Origin of the sequence: Pseudogemmobacter bohemicus (genome assembly GCF_003290025.1) — a bacterium.
Classification (GTDB): domain Bacteria; phylum Pseudomonadota; class Alphaproteobacteria; order Rhodobacterales; family Rhodobacteraceae; genus Pseudogemmobacter; species Pseudogemmobacter bohemicus.
Genome location: NZ_QNHG01000002.1, coordinates 164,189 through 189,489 on the forward strand (window position 1 = coordinate 164,189; position 25,301 = coordinate 189,489).

The 25,301-nt window shown below is 63.8% G+C and carries 28 protein-coding genes; 15 read left to right on the forward strand and 13 right to left on the reverse strand.

Features of this window, described 5'->3' with window-relative positions:
* The 6 genes from DRF71_RS08805 (at window position 1) to DRF71_RS08830 (ending at window position 5,753) form a co-directional block, all read left to right on the forward strand.
* Entirely contained in the window at window positions 1–1,506 is a 1,506-nt protein-coding gene (locus DRF71_RS08805) for a glycerol-3-phosphate dehydrogenase (protein WP_112310213.1), read from the forward strand.
* Complete coding sequence (locus DRF71_RS08810) at window positions 1,503–2,435, forward strand: sugar phosphate isomerase/epimerase family protein (protein ID WP_112310214.1); 933 nt, start codon at window positions 1,503–1,505, stop codon at window positions 2,433–2,435. Before DRF71_RS08805 ends, DRF71_RS08810 begins: the two co-directional genes overlap by 4 nt.
* 22 nt (window positions 2,436–2,457) lie before the next feature.
* A complete protein-coding gene (locus tag DRF71_RS08815) occupies window positions 2,458–3,405 on the forward strand; it encodes a sugar-binding transcriptional regulator (RefSeq protein ID WP_112310215.1) in 948 nt (315 codons plus the stop codon).
* A 12-nt stretch (window positions 3,406–3,417) separates the two neighbouring features.
* Window positions 3,418–4,197 (forward strand): triose-phosphate isomerase, encoded by a 780-nt coding sequence (locus tag DRF71_RS08820; RefSeq protein ID WP_112310216.1) that lies wholly within the window; start codon window positions 3,418–3,420, stop codon window positions 4,195–4,197.
* A gap of 10 nt (window positions 4,198–4,207) precedes the next feature.
* A complete protein-coding gene (gene derI, locus DRF71_RS08825) occupies window positions 4,208–4,669 on the forward strand; it encodes a D-erythrulose-4-phosphate isomerase (protein WP_112310217.1) in 462 nt (153 codons plus the stop codon).
* Window positions 4,670–4,775: 106 nt separating this feature from the next.
* Window positions 4,776–5,753 carry a class 1 fructose-bisphosphatase gene (locus tag DRF71_RS08830; protein ID WP_112310218.1) on the forward strand — a complete coding sequence of 326 codons (978 nt, stop codon included), beginning with the start codon at window positions 4,776–4,778 and terminating at the stop codon, window positions 5,751–5,753.
* Window positions 5,754–5,762: 9 nt separating this feature from the next.
* Here DRF71_RS08830 and DRF71_RS08835 read toward each other — a convergent pair whose 3' ends face one another.
* The 5 genes from DRF71_RS08835 to DRF71_RS08855 form a co-directional block, all read right to left on the reverse strand.
* Window positions 5,763–6,689, reverse strand: a complete 927-nt coding sequence (locus DRF71_RS08835; protein WP_112310219.1) for a glutaminase — start codon at window positions 6,687–6,689, stop codon at window positions 5,763–5,765.
* Between the two features lie 39 nt (window positions 6,690–6,728).
* Window positions 6,729–8,012: a F390 synthetase-related protein gene (locus tag DRF71_RS08840; RefSeq protein ID WP_112310220.1), complete on the reverse strand. Its 1,284-nt coding sequence runs from the start codon at window positions 8,010–8,012 to the stop codon at window positions 6,729–6,731.
* Complete coding sequence (locus tag DRF71_RS08845; protein WP_232831404.1) at window positions 8,009–8,737, reverse strand: MBL fold metallo-hydrolase; 729 nt, start codon at window positions 8,735–8,737, stop codon at window positions 8,009–8,011. The genes DRF71_RS08840 and DRF71_RS08845 overlap by 4 nt, the downstream gene beginning before the upstream one ends.
* Before the next feature lie 73 nt (window positions 8,738–8,810).
* Window positions 8,811–9,785, reverse strand: a complete 975-nt coding sequence (locus tag DRF71_RS08850) for an NAD-dependent epimerase/dehydratase family protein (RefSeq protein ID WP_112310222.1) — start codon at window positions 9,783–9,785, stop codon at window positions 8,811–8,813.
* A complete protein-coding gene (locus DRF71_RS08855; protein WP_112310223.1) occupies window positions 9,785–10,798 on the reverse strand; it encodes a 3-oxoacyl-[acyl-carrier-protein] synthase III C-terminal domain-containing protein in 1,014 nt (337 codons plus the stop codon). Before DRF71_RS08855 ends, DRF71_RS08850 begins: the two co-directional genes overlap by 1 nt.
* 106 nt (window positions 10,799–10,904) lie before the next feature.
* On the opposite strand from DRF71_RS08855, the gene DRF71_RS08860 reads away from it, so the two are divergent.
* From DRF71_RS08860 to tnpB, 5 genes are all read left to right on the forward strand, one after another.
* On the forward strand, window positions 10,905–11,504 hold the full coding sequence (locus DRF71_RS08860; protein ID WP_112310224.1) for a TetR/AcrR family transcriptional regulator: 600 nt from the start codon (window positions 10,905–10,907) through the stop codon (window positions 11,502–11,504).
* A 3-nt stretch (window positions 11,505–11,507) separates the two neighbouring features.
* Window positions 11,508–12,542 carry a sulfotransferase gene (locus DRF71_RS08865; RefSeq protein ID WP_112310225.1) on the forward strand — a complete coding sequence of 345 codons (1,035 nt, stop codon included), beginning with the start codon at window positions 11,508–11,510 and terminating at the stop codon, window positions 12,540–12,542.
* A gap of 177 nt (window positions 12,543–12,719) precedes the next feature.
* The gene (locus DRF71_RS08870; protein ID WP_112310226.1) at window positions 12,720–13,223 is read left to right on the forward strand and encodes a hypothetical protein; all 504 of its coding nucleotides are present in this window, start codon (window positions 12,720–12,722) and stop codon (window positions 13,221–13,223) included.
* A 195-nt stretch (window positions 13,224–13,418) separates the two neighbouring features.
* Window positions 13,419–13,808, forward strand: a complete 390-nt coding sequence (locus tag DRF71_RS08875; RefSeq protein ID WP_112310227.1) for a transposase — start codon at window positions 13,419–13,421, stop codon at window positions 13,806–13,808.
* Window positions 13,809–13,834: 26 nt separating this feature from the next.
* The gene (gene tnpB / locus DRF71_RS08880; RefSeq protein WP_157971000.1) at window positions 13,835–13,990 is read left to right on the forward strand and encodes an IS66 family insertion sequence element accessory protein TnpB; all 156 of its coding nucleotides are present in this window, start codon (window positions 13,835–13,837) and stop codon (window positions 13,988–13,990) included.
* Between the two features lie 199 nt (window positions 13,991–14,189).
* Here the strand turns inward: tnpB and DRF71_RS08885 are convergent, their stop codons facing one another.
* From DRF71_RS08885 to DRF71_RS08910, 6 genes are all read right to left on the reverse strand, one after another.
* The gene (locus tag DRF71_RS08885) at window positions 14,190–14,984 is read right to left on the reverse strand and encodes a DUF1217 domain-containing protein (protein ID WP_112310229.1); all 795 of its coding nucleotides are present in this window, start codon (window positions 14,982–14,984) and stop codon (window positions 14,190–14,192) included.
* 1 nt (window position 14,985) lies between these two features.
* Entirely contained in the window at window positions 14,986–15,390 is a 405-nt protein-coding gene (gene flbT / locus DRF71_RS08890; RefSeq protein ID WP_112310230.1) for a flagellar biosynthesis repressor FlbT, read from the reverse strand.
* Entirely contained in the window at window positions 15,387–15,758 is a 372-nt protein-coding gene (gene flaF, locus DRF71_RS08895) for a flagellar biosynthesis regulator FlaF (protein WP_112310231.1), read from the reverse strand. The genes flbT and flaF overlap by 4 nt, the downstream gene beginning before the upstream one ends.
* 68 nt (window positions 15,759–15,826) lie before the next feature.
* Complete coding sequence (locus tag DRF71_RS08900; protein ID WP_112310232.1) at window positions 15,827–17,383, reverse strand: flagellin N-terminal helical domain-containing protein; 1,557 nt, start codon at window positions 17,381–17,383, stop codon at window positions 15,827–15,829.
* Window positions 17,384–17,758: 375 nt separating this feature from the next.
* Window positions 17,759–18,073 carry a flagellar biosynthesis protein FlgN gene (locus DRF71_RS08905; protein ID WP_112310233.1) on the reverse strand — a complete coding sequence of 105 codons (315 nt, stop codon included), beginning with the start codon at window positions 18,071–18,073 and terminating at the stop codon, window positions 17,759–17,761.
* Window positions 18,063–18,281: a rod-binding protein gene (locus DRF71_RS08910; protein ID WP_408634535.1), complete on the reverse strand. Its 219-nt coding sequence runs from the start codon at window positions 18,279–18,281 to the stop codon at window positions 18,063–18,065. The genes DRF71_RS08905 and DRF71_RS08910 overlap by 11 nt, the downstream gene beginning before the upstream one ends.
* A 1,329-nt stretch (window positions 18,282–19,610) precedes the next feature.
* On the opposite strand from DRF71_RS08910, the gene DRF71_RS27360 reads away from it, so the two are divergent.
* Together DRF71_RS27360 and DRF71_RS08920 are read left to right on the forward strand one after the other, a co-directional pair.
* Window positions 19,611–20,432: a flagellar hook-length control protein FliK gene (locus tag DRF71_RS27360; protein ID WP_157971001.1), complete on the forward strand. Its 822-nt coding sequence runs from the start codon at window positions 19,611–19,613 to the stop codon at window positions 20,430–20,432.
* Window positions 20,433–20,440: 8 nt separating this feature from the next.
* Window positions 20,441–21,100: a flagellar hook capping FlgD N-terminal domain-containing protein gene (locus tag DRF71_RS08920; RefSeq protein WP_112310236.1), complete on the forward strand. Its 660-nt coding sequence runs from the start codon at window positions 20,441–20,443 to the stop codon at window positions 21,098–21,100.
* Between the two features lie 24 nt (window positions 21,101–21,124).
* Here the strand turns inward: DRF71_RS08920 and ubiB are convergent, their stop codons facing one another.
* Both ubiB and ubiE read right to left on the reverse strand, forming a co-directional pair.
* On the reverse strand, window positions 21,125–22,666 hold the full coding sequence (gene ubiB / locus DRF71_RS08925) for a 2-polyprenylphenol 6-hydroxylase (RefSeq protein ID WP_112310237.1): 1,542 nt from the start codon (window positions 22,664–22,666) through the stop codon (window positions 21,125–21,127).
* Between the two features lies 1 nt (window position 22,667).
* Window positions 22,668–23,417 (reverse strand): bifunctional demethylmenaquinone methyltransferase/2-methoxy-6-polyprenyl-1,4-benzoquinol methylase UbiE, encoded by a 750-nt coding sequence (gene ubiE / locus DRF71_RS08930; protein WP_112310238.1) that lies wholly within the window; start codon window positions 23,415–23,417, stop codon window positions 22,668–22,670.
* Between the two features lie 147 nt (window positions 23,418–23,564).
* Here ubiE and mutM point away from each other — a divergent pair, with 147 nt between their 5' ends.
* Together mutM and DRF71_RS08940 are read left to right on the forward strand one after the other, a co-directional pair.
* The gene (gene mutM / locus DRF71_RS08935) at window positions 23,565–24,431 is read left to right on the forward strand and encodes a bifunctional DNA-formamidopyrimidine glycosylase/DNA-(apurinic or apyrimidinic site) lyase (protein WP_112310239.1); all 867 of its coding nucleotides are present in this window, start codon (window positions 23,565–23,567) and stop codon (window positions 24,429–24,431) included.
* A 67-nt stretch (window positions 24,432–24,498) separates the two neighbouring features.
* Complete coding sequence (locus DRF71_RS08940) at window positions 24,499–25,275, forward strand: enoyl-CoA hydratase (protein WP_112310240.1); 777 nt, start codon at window positions 24,499–24,501, stop codon at window positions 25,273–25,275.
* The last annotated feature ends 26 nt before the right edge of the window (window positions 25,276–25,301 follow it).

Genomic DNA, 25,301 nt, shown 5'->3' on the forward strand with positions numbered 1-25,301 from the left:
ATGACCGATATGATTGACCTCTTCGTGATCGGAGGCGGCATCAACGGCGCCGGTATGGCGCGGGATGCGGCGGGCCGGGGGCTCTCGGTCGTGATGGCCGAAAAGGACGATCTCGCGCAGGGGACGTCTTCGCGCTCGGGCAAGCTGGTGCATGGCGGTTTGCGCTATCTGGAATATTACGAATTCCGCCTGGTGCGCGAGGCGCTGATCGAACGCGAGGTGCTCTTGAACGCCGCGCCCCATATCATCTGGCCGATGCGCTTCGTGCTGCCGCATTCGCCGACCGACCGGCCTGCCTGGCTCGTCCGGCTTGGTCTGTTCCTTTACGACCATCTGGGGGGCCGTAAGAAACTCCCCGGCACCCGCACGCTGAACCTGCATCGCGACCCGGAGGGGGCGGCGATCCTCGATCAGTATAAGAAGGGCTTTGAATATTCCGATTGCTGGGTCGATGACGCGCGGCTGGTGGCGCTGAATGCGCTTGGCGCGGCGGAAAAGGGGGCGAAGATCCTGACCCGCTCGCCGGTGACCTCGGCGGTGCGGGAGAACGGCGGCTGGACGGTGACTGTCCGTAATCCCCAGGGCGAAGACCAGATTTTCCGCGCCAAATGTATCGTGAATTGCGCCGGCCCCTGGGTGTCGGACGTGATCCAGAACGTCGCGCATACGAAATCGACGCGCGGCGTGCGGCTGGTCAAGGGCAGCCATATCATCGTGCCGAAATGGTGGGCCGGGCAGAATGCTTACCTGGTGCAGAACCACGACAAGCGGGTGATCTTCATCAACCCCTATGAGGGCGATCTGGCGCTGATCGGCACCACGGATATCCCCTGGGAGGGTCGTGCCGAGGATGTCGGGATCGCTGAGACCGAGATCGACTACCTGCTGAAATGCGTGAACCGCTATTTCAAGGAAAAACTGCGCCGCGAGGACGTGGTTCACGCCTATTCCGGTGTGCGACCGCTGTTTGATGATGGCAAGGGCAACCCCTCGGCAGTCACCCGCGACTATGTGTTCGATCTGGACGAGACCGGCGGCGCGCCGATGCTGAACGTCTTCGGCGGTAAGATCACAACCTTCCGCGAGCTGGCGGAGCGCGGGATGCACAAGCTGAAACACATCTTCCCGAAAATGGGACCGGACTGGACCGCGACGGCGAAACTGCCGGGCGGCGAGATGCCGAACGCCGATTATGAGAGCTTTATCAACAGCCAACGCGACGCCTTCCCCTGGATGCCGCGCGAGTTGATCCGGTATTACGCACGCCGCTATGGCAGCCGGATGAAGGATCTGATCGGGGCGGCTGGCTCGGTCGGGGGGCTGGGCCGGCATTTCGGCGGCGATCTTTATGAGGCGGAGGTGAAATACCTCGTCGCCAAAGAATGGGCGATGGAGGCGGAGGATATCCTCTGGCGCCGCACCAAGCACCGGCTGCATCTGACGGCGGCAGAAATCGCGGAATTCACCACCTGGTTCGATGGCTGGAAAGCAGGGGCGCGCGTATGAAACTGACGCTTTCCTTAAACACCAACCCGCTGGTGAACCGTTTCGCGGAACCTGCGGACCTGATCGAGACGGTGGCGCGAGATCTGAAGATCCGCGACCTGCAGCTGACCCATGAATTCATCAACCCGTCCTGGCCCGCCCCGGTGATCCGCCGTCTGACGCGGGAAATGCAGGCGGCCCAGGCGCGGACGGGGGTGCGGGTGACATCCGGCATGACCGGGCCTTACGGGCGGCTGAACCACTTTGGCCATCCGGATCCGGATGTGCGCCGCTACTATGTCGACTGGTTCAGGACCTTTGCCGATATCACCGCCGATCTGGGTGGGGTTTCCGTAGGCACCCAATTCGCGATCTTCACCTATAAGGATTTCGACGACCAGGCGCGGCGCGAGGAACTCACGCAAATCGCCATCGACCACTGGGCCGAGGTGGCCGAACATGCCAAATCCGCCGGGCTGAAATATGTCTATTGGGAGCCGATGTCGGTTGGCCGCGAATTTGGCGAGACGATCCAGGAATGTATCGCGCTCCAGGACCGGCTGACGGCGGCGAATATGGCGGTGCCGATGTGGATGATGGCCGATATCGACCATGGCGATGTCACCAGCCCGAACCCCGATGATACCGACCCCTATGCCTGGGCGCGGGCGGTGCCGAAATACTCCCCGATCATCCATATCAAACAGTCGATGATGGACAAATCCGGCCACAAACCCTTTACCGCCGGGTTCAATGCCAAAGGCCGCATCCAGCCCGAACCGCTGCTGGCGGCCTTCCGCGAAGGCGGTGCGACAGATAATGAGATCTGCCTGGAGCTGAGCTTCAAAGAGCGGGAGCCGAATGACCGCCAGGTGATCCCGCAAATCGCGGAAAGCGTGGCCTTCTGGGCGCCGCATATCGACACCGGCATCCAGGATCTGCATATCTGACGCCCGTTTGAACAGGACAGAAATGGCACCGCGCCGCGACATCGACCCGGAAGAAAGCCTCGCGATCCGCGCGGCCTGGCTGCATTATGCGGGCGGGCTGACGCAGGCGGCGGTGGCAAAGCGGCTGGGGCTGGCTTCGGTCAAGACGCATCGGCTGATCGCGCGGGCGGTGACGGATGGCGCGGTCAAGGTCACGATTGACGGCGAGATCATCGAATGCGTGGAATTCGAGTATCAGCTTTCCCGCCGCTACGGCCTTGATTACTGCGAGGTGGCGCCGGACCTGGGCGAAGAGGGGATGCCTTTGCGCGCGCTCGGCATGGCTGGTGCGGGCTTTCTCCGGCGCGAGATCGAGCGTGGCGAGACGCCGGTGATCGGTCTGGGCCATGGCCGCACCATGCAGGCCACTGTGCGCCAGCTGCCCCGGATCAATGCGGCGGGCGTCAGCTTTGTCTCGCTTTTGGGCGGGCTGACACGGAACTACGCCGCCAATCCGCATGATGTGATGCACAGCCTGGCCGAGAAAACCGGTGCGAAATCCTTCGTGCTGCCAGTACCGTTCTTCGCCCGCTCGGCGGCGGATCGCGAGGTGCTGCTGTCGCAACCCGGCGTACGCGAGATTTTCGACATGTCTGCCAGCGCCGGGCTGAAACTCGTGGGGATCGGCACGGCGGATGCCGGGGCGGGGCTGGTCGCTTCGGGCATGATAGAGCCGCGCGAGATCGACGAGATCACCGCCGCCGGCGGCATGGGCGAGATGCTGGGTCACTTCTTCGACCCGCTCGGGCGCGAGGTGGAAACCAGCCTGACCGCCCGCACGCTTTCGGTCGGCTTCCGGCCGGGGGCGGACCGCATCGTCGCCATCGCGGGCGGCACCGACAAACACCGCGCCATCCGCGCCGTGCTGGCCAGCGGGCGGCTTTCGGGCCTGATCACCGACGAGCCGACGGCGCGCGCGCTGCTGAACTGAAAAGGGGCAAGAATGGACCAGAAGACCTGGACGGGGAAAACCTGGATCGGCACCAACTGGAAGATGCACAAGGACTGGGCGGCGGCGAAGCGCTTTGCCGAGGGGTTGATCGCGTCTGACAAAGACCGCGATCCGCGCATCCAGCGTTTCATCATCCCGCCCTATCTTTATCTGCGTGAAATCAAAGAGATGCTGAAGGATACTTCGGTGAGGGTCGGCGCGCAGAACATGCATTGGGAATCGGAAGGCGCCTTTACCGGCGAGATTTCCCCGATGATGCTGAAGGATGCCGGGCTCGATATGGTCGAGCTGGGCCATTCCGAGCGGCGCGAGATGTTTGGCGAAACCGATGAGGGCGTCGGCCTGAAAACCGAAGCTGCGATCCGGCATGGTCTCACGCCGCTGATCTGCATTGGCGAAACGCTCGAAGACCGCAATTCGGGCCGCGCAACCGAGGTGCTGGCGAAACAGACCCGCGCCGCGCTGGCGCGCCTTTCGTCCGAGCAGAAACAGGCCGAAATCCTGCTGGCCTATGAGCCGGTCTGGGCCATTGGCGTCAATGGCATCCCGGCAAAAGCCGATTACGCCGATCAACGCCAGGCAGAGATCATCGCTGTCGCCACCGAGGTTCTGGGCCGCCGCGTGGCCTGTCTTTATGGCGGCTCTGTCAATCCCGGCAATTGCGAGGAGCTGATCCAGTGCCCGCATATTGACGGTCTTTTCGTCGGTCGCTCGGCCTGGGAGGTCGAGGGCTATCTGGGTATCATGGCGCAAGTCAGCGCCAAACTGTGAGGGAAACCACATGAAACTCGCAATCGCAGGCGACAGCGCCGGTGAAGGTCTGGCGAAAGTGCTCGCCGAACACCTGAAGGGAAAATTCGAGGTCTCGGAAATCTCGCGCACCGATGCGGGTCCGGATGCGTTTTACGCAAACCTCTCGGACCGGGTGGCCTCGGAAGTCATCGCCGGCAAATATGACCGCGCGATCCTTGTCTGCGGCACCGGCATCGGCGTCTGCATCGCGGCGAATAAAGTGCCGGGCATCCGCGCCGCGCTGACGCATGACACCTATTCCGCCACTCGCGCGGCCTTGTCGAACAATGCCCAGATCATCACCATGGGGGCGCGCGTGATCGGCTCGGAACTCGCGAAAGCCATCGCGGATGCCTGGCTGGCCGAGACCGAAAACTTCGACGCCGCCGGCAAATCGGCCAGCAATGTCGATGCCATCGACGCGGTTGATGCCAAATACAATAAGGGCTGAGCCCCATTGAACAACAAGCCCCCGGGGTCTATCCCCGGCCGGGCTTGTCGGGGCGCGAACCTCCTCCTCCTCCTCTCGCGCCCCGCTTCTTTTGCGGGAGAAGACCATGCTGCGCCTGCCTGCCGACCATGCGCCCGAAGGGATGCTGCTTGAGGATTTTCTCACCGGCAAATCCGGGCCGGTTTCTGTGGTTCGCGCTTTCGCCCAGGCGCTGCCCGGCATTGCGGGGCGGCTGGCGGCGGGGCGGCTTTATTCCGATCCGGCGGCGGTGATCGGCATCAATGAAAGCGGCGACAAGCAAAAGGCGATGGATGACGCGGCGCATCACTATGTGCTGCCCTATCTGCGCGCGGCGGGCGTACGGCTGGTCCTGTCCGAGGAAGCCGAAGAAATCGTCACGCTGAACCCGGAGGGGCTTTGGGATGTGTCGATGGACCCGATTGACGGGTCGAACTCCATCGGGATCGGCGCGCCTTTGGGCATGTTTTTTGCCGTGTTCCCGGCGGGTGGTGCGGATTTCCTGCGCCCCGGGTCTGAGATCGTCGCGGCGGGCTATGCCTCGATCGGCCATTCGCTGGATTATGGGTTCACGCTGGGCCAGGGGGTGAACCTCTTCGGCTACGACCCCGAAGGCCGCGCCTTCCGCCAGACCCATGCCAATGTCACGCTGAAGCCCAGGGCCTCGACCATTGCCTATAATGCCTCGAACCAGCGGCATTGGGCGAAAGGGTTGCAGGACTGGGTCTGCGATGTCGAACTGGGTCGCGACGGCCCCCGCGGGCGCGATTTCAACATGCGCTGGCTGGCAGCGGCGGCGGGGGAGTTGCACCGTATCCTGATCGAGGGCGGTGCCTTTCTGTACCCCGCCGACAGCCGCAAGGGTTACGCGCATGGCCGGCTGCGCACACTTTATGAGGCCTTCCCGATTGCCTTCCTGATCGAACAGGCGGGCGGCAAGGCCACGGATGGCGTCAACACGATCCTGACCCGCCTGCCTCAGGCGCATCACGAACATACGCCGCTGGTATTCGGCGCGGCGGAAGAGGTTGATATCATCCGCGATTACCTGACGCGCCCTGTCTGAACGCTGGCGTCAGAACACCGACCAGCCCATCCGGTGCGACAGCATCTCCAGCGCCTCTGACCCCAGCAGGGAATTCCCGTTGGCGTTCAGCCCCGGCGACCAGACCGCGACCGAGGCCACCCCTGGCACAATCGCCAGAATTCCGCCTCCGACCCCGCTTTTCCCTGGGATACCAACGCGGTAAGCGAAATCACCCGAACCGTCATAATGGCCGCAGGTCATCATCAGCGCATTGATCCGCCGCGCCCGCACAGACGAGATCACCGAGCGCCCGGTGACCGGATTGCGCCCCGCATTGGCCAGAAAGCCGCCGGCCCGGGCCAGTTGGGCGCAGCTCATGGTCACGGCGCAATGGTGGAAATAGACGCCCAGAACATGGTCGGGCGGGTTCATCAGATTGCCCCAGGAATGCAGGTAATTCGCCAGCGCTGCATTGCGAAACCCGGTCGCTTTTTCCGCCCGCGCCACCAAAGGATCGGCGCTGATGGTCTCATCATCCGAGACGAAGCGCAGAAAGCGCAGGATCTCGCCAATCGTCTCGCGCGGCGCGCGGGCATGGGCCAGCAAGGCATCCGCCACCACCAGCGCGCCGGGATTGATGAACGGATTGCGCGGGATGCCCTTTTCCTGCTCCAGCAGCACGATGGAGTTGAAGGCGCTGCCCGACGGCTCCCGCCCGACCCGGCGCCAGAGTGCATCGCCATACATGCCAAGCGCCAGCGTCAGGGTGAAGACCTTGGAAATCGACTGGATCGAAAAGGGCAGATCGGCCTCGCCGGCGGTGAAAAGCCCGCCCTCATTCAGCGCGACCGCGATGCCGAAATGCTGCGGGCTGACATGGGCCAGCGGCGGGATGTAATCGGCGGGCTTGCCGCGCTCCTCGCGGGTGGCGAGGGTGGCGGTGATCTCGTTCAGGATGTCTTGCAGCTTGTCCATGCGCCAAGCCTGCCCGTGGCCGCCGCCCTCTGGCAAGCCCTATGCGCGTTTCACGATTACACGGCGGCGCTTGGCATCCGGGCTTGCAGGCAGACCACGATGGACCTGCATCGCCGGCGCGCGGCATCCCAGCCCGGCAGCCAGTCGGGTAAGCGCGTGTTGCAGAGCCGGGCCGGCAATCTCCGGCACGCTGGTGTCAAGCCAGATATCCAGCCTCTCGCCCTGCTGGATCACCCGGTAATCGCGCACCGGCACCGGGAGGGTCGCCACCGCCTGGCGGATCGCGTCCGAGGGCACCAGGCGCGGGCGCCCATCCACGCCCGGCCACCACAGGATGTCATCGGCGCGCCCCTCGATCCGGGTCAGGCGCTGGCTGGCACAGCCGCAAGGGCAGGGATCGGGGTCGGGGATCAGCACATCATCCAGACGGTAGCGCAGGATCGGCAGGCTCTCCCGGGTAAAATCAGTGATCACCGGGCAAAAGGCGCCGGTCTCGTCGTCGATCACATCACGGTCGAAACGGATATAGCGTTCGTTCAGATGCAGCGATCCATGGCGACAGCTATAGCCGAGAACGCCCTCGGTGCATTGATAGGCCTGATCGGGGCGCAGGCCGAAAACAGTCTCTGTTAAGGTCGAATCTTCGGGTGAGAGTACTTCGGCGACCGAGATGATCCGCTTCGGGGCGATCCCGATCTCGCCCCTCTGCTGCGCCTTTGCGATCAGGCCCAGGATCTGCGCGGGCGCGATCAGCACGGTCGGATTCTGCCGGTTCAGCTCCGGCAAATGCGCCGGGAAATCCGACAAGAGATCATAGAAGCGAAACTGCATCAGCGCATTCGACAGGCTCTCATACAGCGCGTTATTCGCGCGCAGGAAAAACGCGATCCTTTGCCGCGACAAAAGCGGCGCCGGCCAGAACCGGCCGCACATGACGGCAGCCCAGAGCGCGCGCTCGCGCCCATTGGTCAGGAACAGCCCGCGCTGGCCCGAGGTCCCGGTCGAAAGCCCCACCGCCACGCCGCCGATCATGGGCGAGAAATCGCGGCTCTCCTCCGAGCGCAGCGCCACCTCCAGCGCATGATCGCGATGGATGCCGCAAGTGTTGATGCCGGTGAAATGCTCCATCAACCGGGCCTTGTTCATCAGCGGCCAGTCGGCAATCGGGCGGCTGGCATGGGCTGCGTAAAAGGGCGAGCGCGGCATGATGGTCTTGCGCAACCGCGCCATCCCGGCCGCCTGCCACGCCTCGATCTCGGTCCGCGAGCGAAAGCCGCGCCCGTAGCGGGCGGTAAGAAAGGCGCGAAGCGGCGGGGCATTCATGCGAAAGCCTCCGGACAATGCGAGGGCCAGAGGCTGATATCGGGGCGCTGCTGCGCCAGATCGCACAAGGCGGCAAAGGTGGCATGACAGGCGCCCGCATCGCCCAGCCGGCGCAGGGTGATGTCCGGCGGCGGCGCGCGGTCGCGCAGGGCCTGGCGGCTCCAGGCGGCATCGGCGATCAGAAAGGCGGGGCCCGTGCTGGTCTGCGGCAGCAAGAGGCCGAATTGCCCATGTCCATGCCCGGGCAGGCTGACCGCCAACAGGCTGCCATCAGCGGCGAGATCGTAAAAAGGGAAAGGAAGCCCGGTGCCCAGGGCATCCGGCGCCACTGGGAAATCCTCGATAAACTGCGGATGCAGAGACTGAATCCGCTGCCTGAGCCGCTCGGGGCAACCGGCCTTCAACGTGGTGAGGCGGTTGCCCTCTTGCAGATGTTCCCAGGCTTTGCGCGAGGTGATGACCGGCGCTGGCGGAATGTCGAAAAGCCCCGCAACATGGTCGGCGTGAAGATGCGAAAGCAGGATGAGGCCTGGCCGCGCCCCGTGCTTTTCCAACAATGCGGGCAGGCGTTGATCCGGCGGCTGCTGCACGGGGGTCAGCCAGCGGTAGAGCCGCTCGGGAAAGGGGCGCGTCGCGTCAAAAAAAGCCGGGCCGTAGCCAGTATCGAACAGGATATCGCCCAGGGTCGGATGGCGGATCAGCACGGATCCGGCAGGGAAACGCATTGGCCACCAGCTCGCATCGCGGCGCGACAACCGCGCAGGCGCGCTACAATGGCCAACACGAAGGGGGATGATTTCAGGCAGCATAGTCACGGATTCCCTCGGCCAATGTCACCTGCGGAACATAGCGCAGATCAGCCCGCGCCCTGGAGATATCCAGCGTCAGGCTGCGGCCCAGCGAGGCCACGGCCTGGCGGGTCAGCACCGGCTCGACCTGCGGCCGGACCAGGTGATGCAGGGTCTCAAGCCCGGTGGCGATCGCCATGGCAACGCCATAGGACAGATGCCTGCGGCGCGGCGAGAGGCCGAAGAGATCCGCCGCTGCACCGGCAAGCTGCGAGAACCGCCAGGTCTCGCCCGAGGTGATGTTGAACGCCCGCCCTCCCGCCGTTTCCGCATGATCCGCCGCCAGCACCATCGCCCGCGCCGCATCCGAGACATGGGTGATGTCGATCAGCGCCTCGCCGCCGGCAATCAGCGGCAGCGTGCCGCGCCGCATCGCCGTCAGCAGGCGCGGCATCAGCGCACGGTCTCCGCGACCATAGATCGCGCGGGGGCGCAAAGCGACCACCCGCATCGTGCCGGGCTGGTCGTATGACAGGGCCAGCGCCTCGGATTCCGCTTTGGTACGGGCGTAATGGCTGGCAAAGCGGGCGGGCAGCAGAGCATCCTCGGCCAGATCAAAGCGGTCAGTGCCATCGGCATAGATGCTGGGCGAAGAGGCAAAGATGAAACGCTGCACCCCGGACGCGCGCGCGGCCTCCAGCAGGCGGCGGGTTGCATCGACATTCAGCGCCTGGAAATCGGCGGCGCGGCCCCAGGCCGAAGACAGCGCCGCGCAGTGGAAAACAGTCTCTGTGCCGGCCAGAAACGGGGTCAGTGACCCCGGATCGCAGAGGTCAAGCGGCAGAAACCGCGCCCCTTTCTGCGCCAGATCCGCCCCGGCGGCGGCATCGCGCCCCTGGGCGGTGACGCTCATCCCTGCGGCCAGCAACTGGCGCGCGATACCGCCGCCCAGACAGCCGGTCGCCCCTGTGATCAGCACCGCCATCAGTAGCGCACCACCATACCGCCAAGCGACACCCCGGCAGAGGTGCCGACCAGCATCGCAAGATCACCCCGCTTCAGCCGCCCCGAAGTGATCGCATGATGCAAAGCCGTCGGAATCGAGGTGGCGATCTGATTGCCGAGGCTGCCAAAGGTGCGGATCACCTTTTCCAGCGGCACGCCCAGCCGCGCCAGCCCATGATCCAGCGCCGGGCCCGAGGCCTGATGCGGCACGATACAGGCCAGATCGCGGTAGCCGATCCCGGCCTCGGCCATGAGCGCCTTGAGAAAACGCGGCAGATAGCGCGCCGAGATCCGGAAAGCGGTCTGGCCATCCATATGGAAGACATTGGTGCGGCCCAGCAATTCGGGGTCACGGGCACCGCCGTAACGGGTGCCGCCGCCCTCCAGCACGCAGGCGGCCTGACCTTCGGAATAGGTCTCGAAGCGGCTGGCCAGCACGCCCTCCCGATCATCGGCCCCCAGCACCACCGCCGCCGCGCCATCACCGAAAATCGCCGCCGTATCGGGTTCGGCCCAGTCCAGCCCGACCGAGGCGATATCGGCGGAAAAGACCAGCACACGCCGCGCCCGGCCGGCCGCGATCCGCAACGCGGCGAGGTCCAGCGCCTGGACAAAGCTGAGACAGGTCGCGTTCACATCATAGGAGGGCACCCCGGATTTCCCCAGGCCCAGCCGCGCCTGCACCAGCGTCGCGGTCGAGGGAATCGCCTGTTCCATTACCCCGCAGGCACCGAGAATCAGGTCCAGATCGCTGGCTTTCATCCTTGCCGCCCGCAACGCCTGCGCCGCCGCCTCGGCCGCCATCATCGACGAGCTTTCGCCCTGGCCCGCGACATGGCGGACGGCAAGCCCATAGCGCGCCTCGGTGGTGCCATCGGCCCAGCCGAAACGATGGTCGATTTCGGCCGAGGTCAGGCGGTGGCGGGGCAGATAGGTTCCGGTGCCAAGGATGCGCATCGCGGCGGGGGTAACCCGGTTGGACAGACTCGGCATGGCACACCTTATTGAACATTGTTCACTAACTCTTGACCTGCGCCGGGCTTTCCGTCAAGAAGTTTCTGAACAACGTTCAGTTGGCAATACCAGACGGAGGCTGACCATGAGCCGACCACAGCGCGTGCCGCGGGCAGAGCTGCGCCAGGCCATTCTGGAATCGGCGCGTGGCATATTGGACCGCGAGGGGGCGCCCGGCCTCTCCGCCCGCGCCATCGCGCGCGAGATCGGCTATACGGCGGCCTCGATCTACAATGTCTTCGGCTCGATGTCCGACATCCTGATGGAGGTGAACCGCGACACCTTTGCCCGGCTGGAACAGCTGTTCGACAGCCTGCCCGCCACCGGCACTCCGGCGGCGCGGCTGCATCTGATCTGTCAGGCCTATATCTCCTTCATGCGCCGCAACCCGGCTTTGTGGAGCGCCCTTTTCGGCGGCATCCGGCAGCGCGAGAATTTCCCGGACTGGTATGGCGAGGCGATACGCGGGCTGATGGGGCGGCTGGCGCTGCTTTTATGCGAACATGCACCCGAGCTGGACCCGGAACGCGCCGGGCGGCTGACCGAACAGCTTTATGTTGCGGTGCATGGCGCCGTGGCGCTGGAGGTGGATCGCCGGCTCGACATCCTGACCGCGCAGAGTGCCAGCGAGATCGCCGCCTCGGTGCTGGATGCGATGCTCAGCCGATTGAAGCCGAAGGCCTGAGCAGTGAACGGGGCCTTTATTCTGGGTTCGGCGCGCTGCGGCTCGACGCTGGTATCCGATCTGATCCGGCTGCATCCGGAGCTGCTCAGCCTGTCCGAGGTGTTCTCGACCGCCGGCGCCCGGGCCTTTCCGCATGGTCGCCTCACGGCGCGGCAATTCTGGCGCGGTCTGGCCCGGCCCACCCGGATCGGGACGCTGGCCGGCAACCCAAAGCGGGCGCCGCGCGAGTTTCTTTACGGCAGCCAGAAAGGTAATCGCCATGACCCGTTCCACTGCCCGCCGCTCCTCCAGGTGGCGCTGCCGCATCTGAGCGCGGCGCCCGATGATCTGTTCGACGCGCTGGCGGCGGAGGTGGCGGGCTATCCCCGGCAATCGGTGGCCGATCACTACCGACAGCTTTTCGACGGGATGGCACGGCGGCAGAACCGCCGGGTCTGGGTCGAGCGTTCGGGCGGCTCGCTGGTTGCCACGCGGACCCTGGCGGCGCTGTTCCCTAAGGCGCGGCTGGTCCTGCTGACTCGGAGCGGGCCGGAGACTGTGCTCTCGATGTGCGATTATCCCGCGACCCGGCTGGCGGCGCGGATGTGGCACCGGCTGCGTGGTATCGGCATCGACCTGCTGGATCCCCTGCGCCATTACGGGCGCGGGCGGGTCTGGCCGGTCCTGCAGGCGCTGAGCTTTGCCATGCCGGTGACGCCGATGCTTGATGACCCGGCAGAGCCGGAGCTGCTGGCGCGATTCTGGTCGGAAATGATGATCCGGGGCGCGCGGGAACTGGCGGCGCTGCCGGCTTCGCGCTGGCAGCCGCTGTCCTATGAGGCGCTGGTTGCGGCGCCGGAGCGCGAATTGACCGCGCTGGCGAAAGCTCTTGGCGTCGACGCCCCGGCCTCCTGGCTCAGCGAGGCAGGCGCCCTGCCGCTCCCGCGCCCCTCGCGGGCCGCGCAGCTGGCAGTAAAGGACCGCGCGCGGCTTGAAGCCGCCTGCGCTCCGGGTGAGGCTGCACTGGCTGCCCTGACCGCCAGTCGATCTGCGGCGTAAACCTGGACGAAACATGGCATTACGCGGGCGATAAGACCCGGTTTTAATTACTAGAATGCCCGGCTCCAACGCTGTGAAAACCTCGTCTTAATCACGCTCCTGCTTTGCTGATCCTCGCGACGGGTGAGGGTTGGGTGGCCTGATGACCCCGCCGCTTTTGGTGGAAAGGGGTTTGTCATGAATCGTGTCTCGGCCCGATTGCGGGTGGGGTTTCTTGTTCTTTGTGTTGCGGGCATTGTCGGGGTCCTTCCGCCCACCGGCCCGCGCGAGGCGGATGCGCAGGTGCGCCCGACCCATATGGGGGCCGTCAAGACGGGGACGGTAAAGGTCGTGCGCTCGGATCCCGGCGGACTGATCGGTGTGCGCAACCGCGAGGTTCAGCGTCTGCGCGCCAGCGGCGACCGTGTCGAGCTGCGCGGCACCTGCAATTCTGCTTGCACCATGTATCTCGGGCTGGACAATATCTGTATCGACCGCCGCGCGAGCTTCGGCTTTCACGGACCCAGTTCTTACGGCAAGCCGCTGCCGGTACCCGAGTTCGAGCGCTGGTCGCAGATCATGGCGCAAAGCTACCGCGAGCCCTTGAAAAGCTGGTTCCTGGAAACGGCGCGGCACAATATCTCGGGCCAGATCCGGCTGAGCGGGACCGAGCTGATCCGCCTCGGCTACCCGGAATGCTAGCCAGTTGATCCAGGGGTCTACAGGGGGCCCACCCCCGGTGCGCGGTTCGGGCTGCAATGACGTTGTTTCAGGCCTCTGATTGTGAAGTTTTTATCGCAAGAATCATGTTTCGTAATCGTTTCCTGGCTCCCAGCTTCCGGCTCTCATCGTGATGGGTTCTTTGGACCCTGGTGCTTGTTGGAATGGATTTTCTCCATGGAGACTACATTGGAGGTTCTCCCGGTTGGCGGTCGTGGCCGTCGGAACCGGAAGCGGCCTGATGAGGTGAAGGCCCCGATCGTGGCGGCGACGCTGACGCCGGGTATCACGGTGCATGCCGTGGCGCGGCGTCATGGTGTTCCGGCGAACCACGTTTTTGCCTGGCGCATACTGGCGCGGAAAGGGCGGCTGGTGCTGCCAGCGCCGGAGGGTCCGGTGGAATTTGCCTCGTTGATGATTGGCCCCGTTGGTGATGGACCGCGTTGTGCCGTGGGCGCTGTGGAGCGGCCCGAGATCATCGCGGGCGCGGTGGCGATCCGTTTGGAAACCGGAGCCTCGGCGGAGCGGATTGCGTCGGTCGTGCGCGCCCTGGCTGCCAGCCCATGATGTTCCCCTTGAACCAGGTGCGGATCATGGTCGCGACGAAGCCGGTCGACTTCCGGAAGGGGCATGACGGCCTGGCTGCACTGGTGTCGTCGGTGCGGCGCAAGGAACCGTTCACGGGCACGGGCACGGGCACGGTGTTTGTGTTCCGCTCGCGCCGGGCTGACAGGCTGAAGCTGCTTTAGTGGGATGGCACGGGTCTGGTGATGGCCTGCAAGCCGCCGATTGCGAAGGGTTCGTGCCGAATACTGTCGAAGCGGTAGCTATGAGCACATCGCTCCTTACGGGAAGGCTTCGACCGGGTCATAAGGCAACCCTGACGGCATAGAGGCGCAACCCGCATAGCGCCGCAGAAAGCAATCCCGCAACAGATCCGATACTCTGTTAACCTGATCTGCGCGCCAGCAACACGAGGGCGTTCTGAGCAGGGGATACGCTGGCGGTTGTCAGCGAGTCGCGTACTATATAGTTTCTGACCAGTTTCTCCATTTTCCCCGCGTCAGCAAATTGACTCACTGATGAATTGCCAAACTGGCTTTGTGTGCGGGATTTGAGAACACGCAGCTGTTGATCGATATCGAGATTACTGAACCCGGTTGGCAGACCAAGGGCCTTTTCGAAGACCTGACGCAGCGGCTTGTTGCCCATAATGGTAAACCATTTCGTATCCTCACTCGCTGAGGATTGCGCCAGTTTCCCAAGCTCTCTTTCCGTATTCAATGCAAGGCGGAAGGAGTCGTTTTTCTCTCCCACCGCCGCTTCGAACTGACGCGCATAATATTGATTCAGCAGGGCATCCGCAAAGCCATCATCAAGGGTCTTTGGCACCTGGGTTCCATCCAGACCAAAGCTCGCGGCAAAGGCACGGTAGCTTTTATCGGCAAGCCTGTTGGACAGGTCACTCGCGGAATCAACGCCGTCGGAAAGGACCTTTCTGACAAAGGCCTTTGCGTTGATATCCTGCTCCAGCCCGAAGGCGGAGAGCGCGACCTTCAGCAACCGGCGATCAGAAACCAGATCCTCGGCAGAGGTTACGGTTCCGATCTTATCGCGAAAATACTGCGCCTCGCGCTGATTCACCTGGGACTGCTGGAATGCCTTTTCCTGCGCTGGCAGGGTTCGTTTGAGCAAGAGCCAGCCGCCATAACCATCGGCCGGCAGAACTGGCTGAAAGCTCATCTCAACCCCCACCCGTTGCCATGAGTCGGCTCTCGCGGGGCAAAAGCCCCCGAAGCGCCTTGAGAACCTGATAGTGCTGCTCTTCCAGCACGGCCTGGCTTGCCAGCGTCAGCAAGCGGCGGCTGTCGGGATCGGTCAGCACCTGGCTGAGCTGCTCGATCCCGCGCAAGAGCTGCGACCTCGTGTCCCCAGGAACTGCATCACCGGAAAGCACCAGCTGGGCGATATAGCAGACCCGGCGCACCGGCGTATTGGCCTCTTCCGGATGCAGGGCATCACGCAACCGGAGAATATTCGCATTGGGCGTCATCACGGCAAGACGCGAGCGCTTGTCGCCGTTTTCGATCACCGCACCATTGATCAGGACCCGTTCATGCGGCCCCAGTTTCAGAACCAGCCCGGTCATGTGGCTGCTCCTTCACCACGCAGGCCCCGCAGGACAGCCTTGTTGATTTCGATAAGCACGCCGGCATCAGCACTGTTCTGACGGATTTTCCGGCTATGTTCGGCGGTGAAGCGATAGAGATAAAACAGGCGCGCCCGCAGCAGATCGGGAAGGCCATTGCCCGGCCCGGCGACATCGGCGGCGAGAGTCGACCAGAGTTTTTCGTTGCTGAAAACAGCCTCGAGAAAACCGCTGAGATCTTCCTTGCGCCGCTGATCTGCGGCAACCAGACGCTGGGTGATGCGCGCGATAACCTCGTATTCGGCCATGCGCGGCGTGCGGATCGGCGCGGTGGGCTGTGCATAGGCAAGGTTGGAGCTGAGAGTCATTCTGACAGGTTCCGTTATTGAGGTAATTCAATAGGATGGCCGGGACCCCAAGGCCCCGGCCAGGGGCCTTAACGGAACAGTGACAGCAGGTTCTGCGGTTGCTGATTGGCGATGGAAAGCGCCTGGATGCCCAGCTGTTGCTGGACCTGAAGCGCCTGGAGACGGGCCGAAGCCTCCTCCATATCGGCATCGACAAGCGTGCCGATCCCCGCAGTCATCGCATCGGTCAGAGACGAGACAAAGCTGGTCTGGGTGTCGATCCGGCCCTGGGCCGAGCCGAATTCGGCGGCGGCATCAATGGCCTTATTGATCATGGTCTCGATATTGGTCAGCGCGGCGCGCGCGCCTTCGGCGGTGGTCACGTCGATTGCATCAAGACCGAACAGCCCGCCCGAAGCCTTGCCATTCACGGTGCCGGAGCTGGCCGCAATCGCACGGGCGGTATCGGAAGAGTTGTCGATATTCAGCTGCCAGGCGCCGGTTGAGCTCTGGCCAACTTTGGTGGTGAGACCGGGCACATCGCCGGCATCGATTGCGATCTTCAGGCCGCGCACGACATCCTCGGTGGTTTCGCCCTTGCCTGCGATATAGCTATAGGCGACGCCACCGACATTGAGCGTGTAACCGTCGCCATCTTTGACGGCATTGCCACCAAAGACATAGGTTTCGGCTCGTTGCCCGATGGTCGCGACCGAACCGGCGACGGTGCCCTGACCAGCGGTCGGGATGGTCGGTGCGGCCATGCCGGCGACATGTTCAACGGTCACCTCCTCGAAAGCCCGGCTCGACTGAATATCGACGTTCGCGGTACCGTTCAGAACCGCCGTTACGCCCTCAAGGCCCAGCTTGTTGACCTCGCTGATCATGCGGGTCGCTGATTCGGCCGCCGTCATCGCGACGCCTGTATCATTGGTGAAGGTGACGGTCTGGCCGTTGATCTTCAGCGTTGCCGAAGCACCGATCGCCAGCGCAGCACCGGCCAGGCGGGCCGAATTTGCGCCATTGGTGATGCTGGTTACAGCGGTGCCGGCCTTGTCCACCGGAGCGCTGATATTGCCGGTGATCACTGCAACCCCTGCCAGGATCTGCGGCGACCCGGTGGAAACGCCCAGGGTGCCGTTGCTGGCACTGAGGTCCTGACGGGCAACCGTGATATCCGAGGTGGTGACACCCGAATCCGACCGATCCAGCGAGGCGAGGAATTTCACATCATCGGTGCCGGAAACCAGATTCAGGCCGCTGAACTGGGCGCCGCTGACGATACCGGCGATCTGATTACGCAGCGCGTCGATATCGGTTTGCAGCTTTTCGCGCGGCACATTCTCGCTTTGTGCCGAGACGATTTTCTCTTTCATATTGTTGAGAAGGCCTTCGATCTTCTCCGATGCCTCGCGGGCGACCGAGAGCGAGGACGAGCCGAGTGCGAGGCTGTCCGAGATGCCCTTGAACCCTTTCACGTCGGATTCCATCACCTTCGAGATCGACCAGACCGCAGCATTGTCGCGTGCGGTGGCGACGGTCTTGCCGGTGGAAATCTCCGACTGGACCTTGTTCATATTGCCATTGATGGATTTGAGGGTCTGCAGCGCGACCATTGCGCTGGAATTCGTCAGGATGGACGACATTTGATTTTCCTCTGGCTGCCCTGGGTGCTTTGCACAGGGGCGAAAGCGCCGCCCTTTCGGGCGACAGTTCCGGCGTTCTGGCCGTTGCCGGGGGGCGACCCTCAGCGCCATCCCCACATCGGGATGCAATTGCAGCTTCGCAGCACATCCCTGCCAATTTGTTAATTCCGCATACCCGTTCACGGGTGAATAGAGCGGATTTTACGCGATTGCTCTCCACCTGTTCCCGGTCTTTTGCGACCTCGGAAATATGCCCGGCCATCAGAATAATGCAGGAAACTCAGACCATAGAATGGCGTCACACGGGATTGGCGCCGGGATCAGGAACCCAGCGACACGGGCTGACATCAGTCTTCGATACCAGTCACTGCTCTCTCAGATCCGCCGCGACCGGCCGGCCTCATCAGACTGTACCCGCCCACGCTGGCCGCGTGAATCATAGGTCGAAAACGAACCCGGACGGCTGAGCCGGCCTTTTGCCGCAGCCACGCCGCGCGCCGCCGCCTCGAACAATCCGACATTCGCATCCGCCATCGCCCGGATGAGATCAAGCGATTCGGTATCCTCCCCGGGCAAGGCGTCAATCGCGGCGCCGGTCTCCTGGGCCAGCACCTCCAGCGCATCAAAATCGCCCTCCAGCAGGGCGCGGCGTGTCTGTTCCAGCAGGTCGATCAGGCGTTCAGAGTGCATTCACATCGCCTCCCATCGCGCGAAACAGCGTTTCGGCGAGGCCGATTCCGCCGCGCTCCACCATCAGTTTCGCCTGTTCGGCCCGCAGAAACGATCCGAATTGCTCTTCGCCAATACCGCCGCCAAAGCTCTCGGAAGCAGCCCCAAGGCCGCTCCGGGCTAGCATTTCGGTCAGAAAGACCACCTCCATCTCCTGGGCTTTTTCCATCAGGCGATTCGGGTTGGTATTCGGTTTCAGGGCCCGGAACTGACCCGCCACGAACTGGATTTCTGTCATAAGATCGAGTCCTTTTATGTTGAATTTTCCAACTCTGGGGCTGTTCCGGTAAACATCCGGTAACCCGATGCTGGCAAAAACGAGGGGACTCAGAAGAGATTCCCGCATATGCAGACCGTTCAGACCAGCCTGCCGCTTCTTCGGATGCTATCGCCTGCCGGCCCCGGCCAGGGAGGTGGAAAGACCGCCGAAAGCGGCCAGCACGGCGCAGAGCTTTTTGCCCTGCATCTTGCACGCGACGCGGCAGAGGCACCGCCGCTCCCCGAGATCGCACCGGGGCCCGGATCGGGGCAGTCGCCAGAGACGGCCGACACCACAAATGCCGCCGACGAAGACGTCGCCGGGGAAGAGTTTTCGGCCAGCGCAGCACAGGATACGGATCAGCCAAAGGTCACTTTGCCGCCTTTCGCCCTGGCACCGGGCTATACGCTGGCGTCTGCACCTGCTCCCGAAGGGGAAGGAGACGAAAGAGCTGCCGAAATCGCGCACCCCCCGGATGCACAGGAATCGCTCGCCGCAGCGGCAAACGATCCGGTGTTCTTCAGCAAAGGAAAGCCAGCCGGTTCGGCGGTCGCAGCCAATGCCCCTGCCCTCGGCGCGCCGGTTCAGATACCCGATACTGAAAGATCTGCGCGCCCGGCCAACCCGGCCGGAACGGCTGCGCCTGGTCAACCCAACCAATTGGCTGACGGCTTTCGTGACGGGACCAGCGCCCCCCCTCTCAATACGTCGCCAGGACCTTCCGATTCACCACCGGGCGCGGCTGATGTCCCCCGATCAAACGCCGGAAGTCTTCGCGAGGCTCCGTCCGGAACAAGTGTCCCGCTCCCGGTTGCGGCACCGCCCGCCAGCCTGCCGCCTGCCGCGCCGCCGGAAGGTTACCTCTGGCTATTGGAGGAATCGGTGCCTTCTGTCAGCGAGATTGCGGCGAAGGGGGTTGCACCCGAAACGCGCCTTCTCTCCGGCACCGCACTGACAGATATCGCGCCGCGTTCTGGAATCGCACCACCGTGGTCCCAGATTGGCCCGCCGGAGAGCGCGCGGGCGGTGCCTGCCAGTTTGCCATTCGAAGCGTCGAAATCACCGGATATCGGGGGCCACCTGCCGGTTTCGGAAAGCCCCGATGCGCCGCAGCCATCCGGTCATGCCGCCGCAAAGCCCGCGCAGATGCCCACCTTGACAGGTGATCCTGAGGTCAGCGTCGAAACGGCCCCACGCTCTCCGGCGCCGACCTCGGAAACTCAGCCCAAAGCGCATCATATGGCTGCTGCCTGGCCCCCCGCCGCAACACCGTCTGAACTTCCCCGCCAGCCGGCCATCGCCGGGGATGTCAGCAGAGCCTTTGAAGCCAGGGCCCTGGGTGCCCGGGCCGAGATCCATTCCGCCAGAACCGCACCGATATTCCCCAATGACCCGGCGGCCCAGCCCGGCGGCGATGAGGCGCAAGCAACCGAGACCCGGGAACCCGGTCGCAGCGCCACATTCCCCGCGCCTGTATTGGCGGGCACGACGACATCCGCCACTGCCGGATCCGGAGCAGCCCCTGCATTTGACCCCTCTGCCGCTTTCCAGCCGATCAATGCCGAAGCCGGTCCGGTAACGACTCTTAATATGCCGACGGGACGCGATATCACAGCGCATCACATGGTGCCGGTGTCACGCCCTGAAATGCCCGCTCAGATCCCGACGCAGATCAGCCATGCCCTTGTCAGCGCCAGCGGCCCGGTGACCGAGCTGCGCCTCTCTCCGGATGAACTGGGGACGATCCGGATCGAGCTGAAAACAGACCGCGAGAAAGTAACCGTCACCCTTTTGGCGGAGCGGCCGGAAACGCTTGACCTCTTGCGGCGCCATTCCGACCGCCTGGTGGCCGAGTTCAGGGCGGCCGGTTTCAGCGAAATGAGCCTTGGATTCGGCAATCTCGCTGCGGGCGAACAGAGCAACTCACAGGCCGGCCCAGGTACGGCTGGGCATGAGGCACCCGAGACACCGCCCCTGAGCGCCGACATTTCCGCCTCCCGCGCGCCTGACATCGCCGAGCTCCGCCTTGCTCCGCAAACCTCGCTTTATCTCAGACTGTAGGATAAGACATGCAAGTCAATGCGTTGAACGCCGCGTACGGATCCTCCCAGGCATCCTCTGGCAATTCCGCCATCTCGTCGGATTTCACGACGTTCCTCAAGATGCTCACGGTTCAGATGCAGAATCAGGACCCGATGAATCCGATGGAATCCACCGATTTCGCGGTGCAGCTGGCCACCTTCTCCGGTGTCGAGCAACAGGTGCAGACCAATCAGTTGCTCAGCGCCATGGCGGGGGAGTTCTCGCTGATGGGTATGGCTCAACTCGCCGGCTGGGTCGGCCAGGAAGCAAGGGCGGCGGCGGATGTGGTCTGGTTCGGCGGCAGTCCGGTGACGCTTTCACCGAACCCGGCTTCGACCGCAGACCAGGTGGTGCTGGTTGTGAATGACGAGCGCGGCAATCTGGTCTCACGCGAAGAGCTGCCGGTTTCGGCCGAACCCTATCAATGGCTTGGGGCGGATGCGGCCGGTAACCGCCTGCCGGATGGCCGCTATATCCTGACCCTGGAAAGCTGGCGCGAGGGCGAAATGCTGGGCGAGGATTCGGTCGAATATTACGGGCGGGTCGTCGAGGCCAGGGGAGGCACCACCGGCACAATGCTGGTTTTTGAGGGTGGAATCGAGGTTCCCTCCAGCTCCGTCACCGCGCTGCGTCTGGCCCAGAACTGACTGGCCCAGCACTGAACTGCTCTGTCAGAACAGTTTTGCGAGCAGCACGGCAACGCCAAGCACACCAAGCGTCATCGCGGCCGAGAGCGCCAGCACGGTTGCCCAACCAAAACCCTGAACCGGCCGCTGCATCTGGTTGCGTTCGTCAAGGGCGACAAGCCGCGCCTCGGCCAGCGCCGGAAGCCGTGGCAGAAAACGCGCCAGGACGCGGCTGGTGCGCCAGAGATCGCGCAGCACTGCCTTGGGCCCGATGCTGGTGCGGATATAGGATTCGACCACAGGCCGGGCGACTTCCCACATGTTCAGATGCGGGTCGAGGCTGCGGGCCACACCTTCGACCACAACCATCGTGCGCTGCAACAGGATCAGCTCGGTCCGGGTCTCCATCCCGAAGCGCTCGGTCACCTCAAAAAGGTAAGCCAGCAGCCGCGCCATCGAGATCCGGCTCGCTTCCATACCAAAAATCGGCTCGCCCACTGCGCGCAGCGCGCGGGCGAATTCGTCGATATTGCGGTCGGCCGGAACATAGCCGGCCTCGAAATGCACCTCGGCGACGCGGCGATAATCCTTCTGGATGAAACCCATCAGGATCTCGGCATAGACACGGCGGGTATATTCGTCGATCCGCCCCATGATCCCGAAATCATAGACGATCAGATCGCCGTTCGGCGCGACCTTCAGATTGCCCTGATGCATATCGGCATGGAAAAACCCATCGCGCAGCGCATGCGACAGGAACAGCGTCAGCACCCGCCGGCCCAGTTCGGCGCGGTCGATTCCGGCGGCATCAATGGCGGCGATCTCATTGAGACCGATCCCCTCGGCCCAGTCGATGGTCAGCACCGTCCGACCCGAGAGATCCCAATGCGGGCGCGGCACGACAAGCCGGTCGTCCTTTGCAGTATGTTCAGCAAATTCAGCGGCTTCGGCGCATTCCAGCCGCAGATCCAGCTCGCCCTGCACCACTCCGTCGAAATGCGCGACCACATCCGAGGGCCGCAGCCGGCGCGAGAACGGCGCCAGCCGCTCCATCCATTTCGCGGCGTAATAGAAGGCGTCGATATCCTTGCGGAAGGCACGCTCGATCCCCGGGCGCAGCACTTTCACCGCCACTTCCGCGCCGCTGTCACGCAGCCTGGCATGGTGGACCTGGGCGATCGAAGCCGCCGCAACCGGCTCGGACAGCTCGGAATAAAGCTCCTCCGCCGGGGCACCGAATTCAGCGGCGATGATCGCACGCGCCTGGTCCATCGGGAAGGGCGGCAGCTTGTCCTGCAGGTATTTCAGCTGATTGGCCAGTTCGGCACCGACAATATCCGGACGGGTCGAGAGCACCTGGCCCAGTTTGATATAGGCCGGCCCAAGCGCGGTGATCGCCCGCGTCACCGGCGGCAGCGCCGGATCGCCCTTCAGCCCGAGGAAGCGGAACGGCCGCCCCAGCAGGCGCGCGGCAAAGCGCAGCCGTGGCGAGACCTCCATCGCCTCCAGCGCCACGACCATCGCCCCGGTGCGTTCAAACGTCGCGCCGGTGCGGATCAGCCGCCAAATGTTATGCGGTCCGCGCATCTCAGACCTTCCAGCCCGAATGCAGCGCCGCGATCCCCATCGAGAGGTTGCGGTATTTCACCAGATCGAACCCGGCCTTGCGGATCATGTCGGCAAAGACCTCTTGCGCGGGGAATTGGCGGATCGACTCCACCAGATATTGATAGGAATCACGGTCTCCTGTCACCATCTGGCCCATCGGTGGGATGATGTTGAAAGAGTAGAGGTCGTAAATCTTCTGCATCATGTCATTCGGGATCTGGCTGAATTCCAGCACCATCAGCCGCCCGCCGGGTCGCAACACGCGATAGGCCTCGGACAAAGCATCCTGAATCCGCGTCACGTTCCGGATGCCGAAACTGATCGTATAGGTGTCAAACGAGTTCGCGGCGAAGGGCAGCGCCATCGCGTCGCCCACCACCCAGTCGAGGTGATCGGCCATGCTGGCAGCCTCGGCGCGCTCGCGCCCGGCGATCAGCATGTTTTCGGTCATGTCGCAAACCACCGCCGAAGCGCCGGGCGCGCGGCCCAGATAGCGGAAGGCCACATCGCCGGTGCCGCCCGCCACATCCAGCAGCCTTGTGCCCGGGCGCGGCGCCAGCCAGTCCATCATCGCATCCTTCCAGATACGGTGGATGCCGACCGACATCAGGTCATTCATAATGTCATATTTCGAGGCGACCGAGGAAAAGACGCCATGAACCAGGCCCGCCTTCTCCTCCTCCCGCACGTCGCGAAAGCCGAAATGGGTGGTTTTGTCCTGGTCTGACATGGTTTTCGTCCGGTTTGCGCAACGGGTAGCGGCTCTGCCCCGGGGGATATACCGCAAGAGCGCCCGGGGAAACCAGTCAATCCGCGCAGCCTCTTGGAGCCGGGCGCTGAAACGCCTAGATTTCCGCGATCAGCCGGAGCGACCAGAATGCCAGAACTGCCCGAAGTGGAAACCGTGCGGCGCGGCCTTGAGCCGGTGATGACCGGGCAGCGGATCGTCACCGCGCAGGTGAACCGGCCCGATCTGCGCTGGCCCTTTCCGCCGGGGATGGCCGGGCGGCTGACCGGCGCGCGGGTCGACGCGCTGCGGCGGCGGTCGAAATATATCCTCGCCGATCTCTCGACCGGAGAGACGCTGCTCATTCATCTTGGCATGTCCGGGCGGATGCTGATTTCGGGGGCTCAGGCCGGAAATACACAGGTCGGGGGCTTCCATCACGACCACCCCGCGCCGGCAAAGCATGACCATGTCGTGCTGGATATGGAGGGCGGCGCGCGGGTCACCTTCAACGATGCACGCCGCTTTGGCGCGATGGATCTCTTGCCGACCGCGACAGCAGAGGCGCATCCGCTGCTTGCCGTGATCGGGCCGGAGCCACTGGGCAACGGGTTCAGCGGCGCATACCTTGCGGCACGGCTGGCGGGGCGCAGGACACCGGTGAAATCGGCGCTGCTGGATCAGGGCATCCTCGCGGGCCTTGGCAATATCTATGTCTGCGAGGTGCTGTTTCGCGCCGGCATCGCTCCGGACCGGCTGGCGGGCGAGCTGTCCGCGGCCCAGGCTCAGGGGCTGGTGCCGCTGATCCGCGAGGTGCTTTCCGAGGCGATTGAGGCCGGGGGGTCCTCGCTGAAAGATTACCGCCAGGCCGATGGCGAGCTGGGCTATTTCCAGCACAGTTTCCGTGTCTATGGCCGCGAGGGCGGCCCCTGCACGACAGCCGGCTGCAAAGGGCAGATTTCGCGCATCATCCAGGCCGGAAGATCGTCATTCTATTGTCCGGTTTGCCAGCGATAAGGGCCCGGCTTGCCTTCCTGCCCCTCTGGTGCCAGGAGTCACCGCAGTCTTAACCGGAGATCCCGCGATGGCCTATGAAACCCTGATCGTCGAGATCGAGGATTACACCTGTCTCATCCGTCTCAACCGCCCCGACGCGCTGAATGCGCTGAATTCGCAGCTGATGAGAGAACTGGCACAGGCCGTCACCGCCGCCGACAAGAATGACAAGGTGCGCTGCATCGTGATCACCGGCAGCGAGAAGGCCTTCGCCGCCGGGGCCGATGTGAAAGAGATGGCCGGCAAGGGCTTTACCGATGTGTTTTTCGACAATCTCTTCGGCCCCGAGGCCGAGGCGATCATGCATTGCCGCACCCCGATCCTCGCGGCGGTCTCGGGCTATTGCCTCGGCGGCGGCTGCGAGCTGGCGATGCTGTGCGATTTCATCATCGCCTCGGACACCGCGAAATTCGGCCAGCCCGAGATCAATCTCGGCATCTGTGCCGGCATGGGTGGCACCCAGCGGCTGACCCGCCTTGTCGGCAAGTCGAAGAGCATGGATATGCATCTGACCGGCCGTTTCATGGAGGCCACCGAGGCCGAGCGTTCGGGCCTCGTCAGCCGCATCTTCCCGGCCAAGACCCTGCTGGAAGAGGCGCTGAAGATCGCCACCAAGATTTCCGAAAAGTCGATGATCACCGCGATGATCGTCAAGGAAGCGGTGAACCGGGCCGAGGAAACCAGCCTCGCCGAGGGGCTTTTGTTCGAGCGCCGCATGTTCCACGCCGCTTTCGCGACCGAAGACCAGAAAGAAGGCATGGCCGCCTTCCTGGAAAAGCGCACGCCGCAATTCCGCGACCGCTGATTCCGGTTTGCAATCCCCGGGCCTTT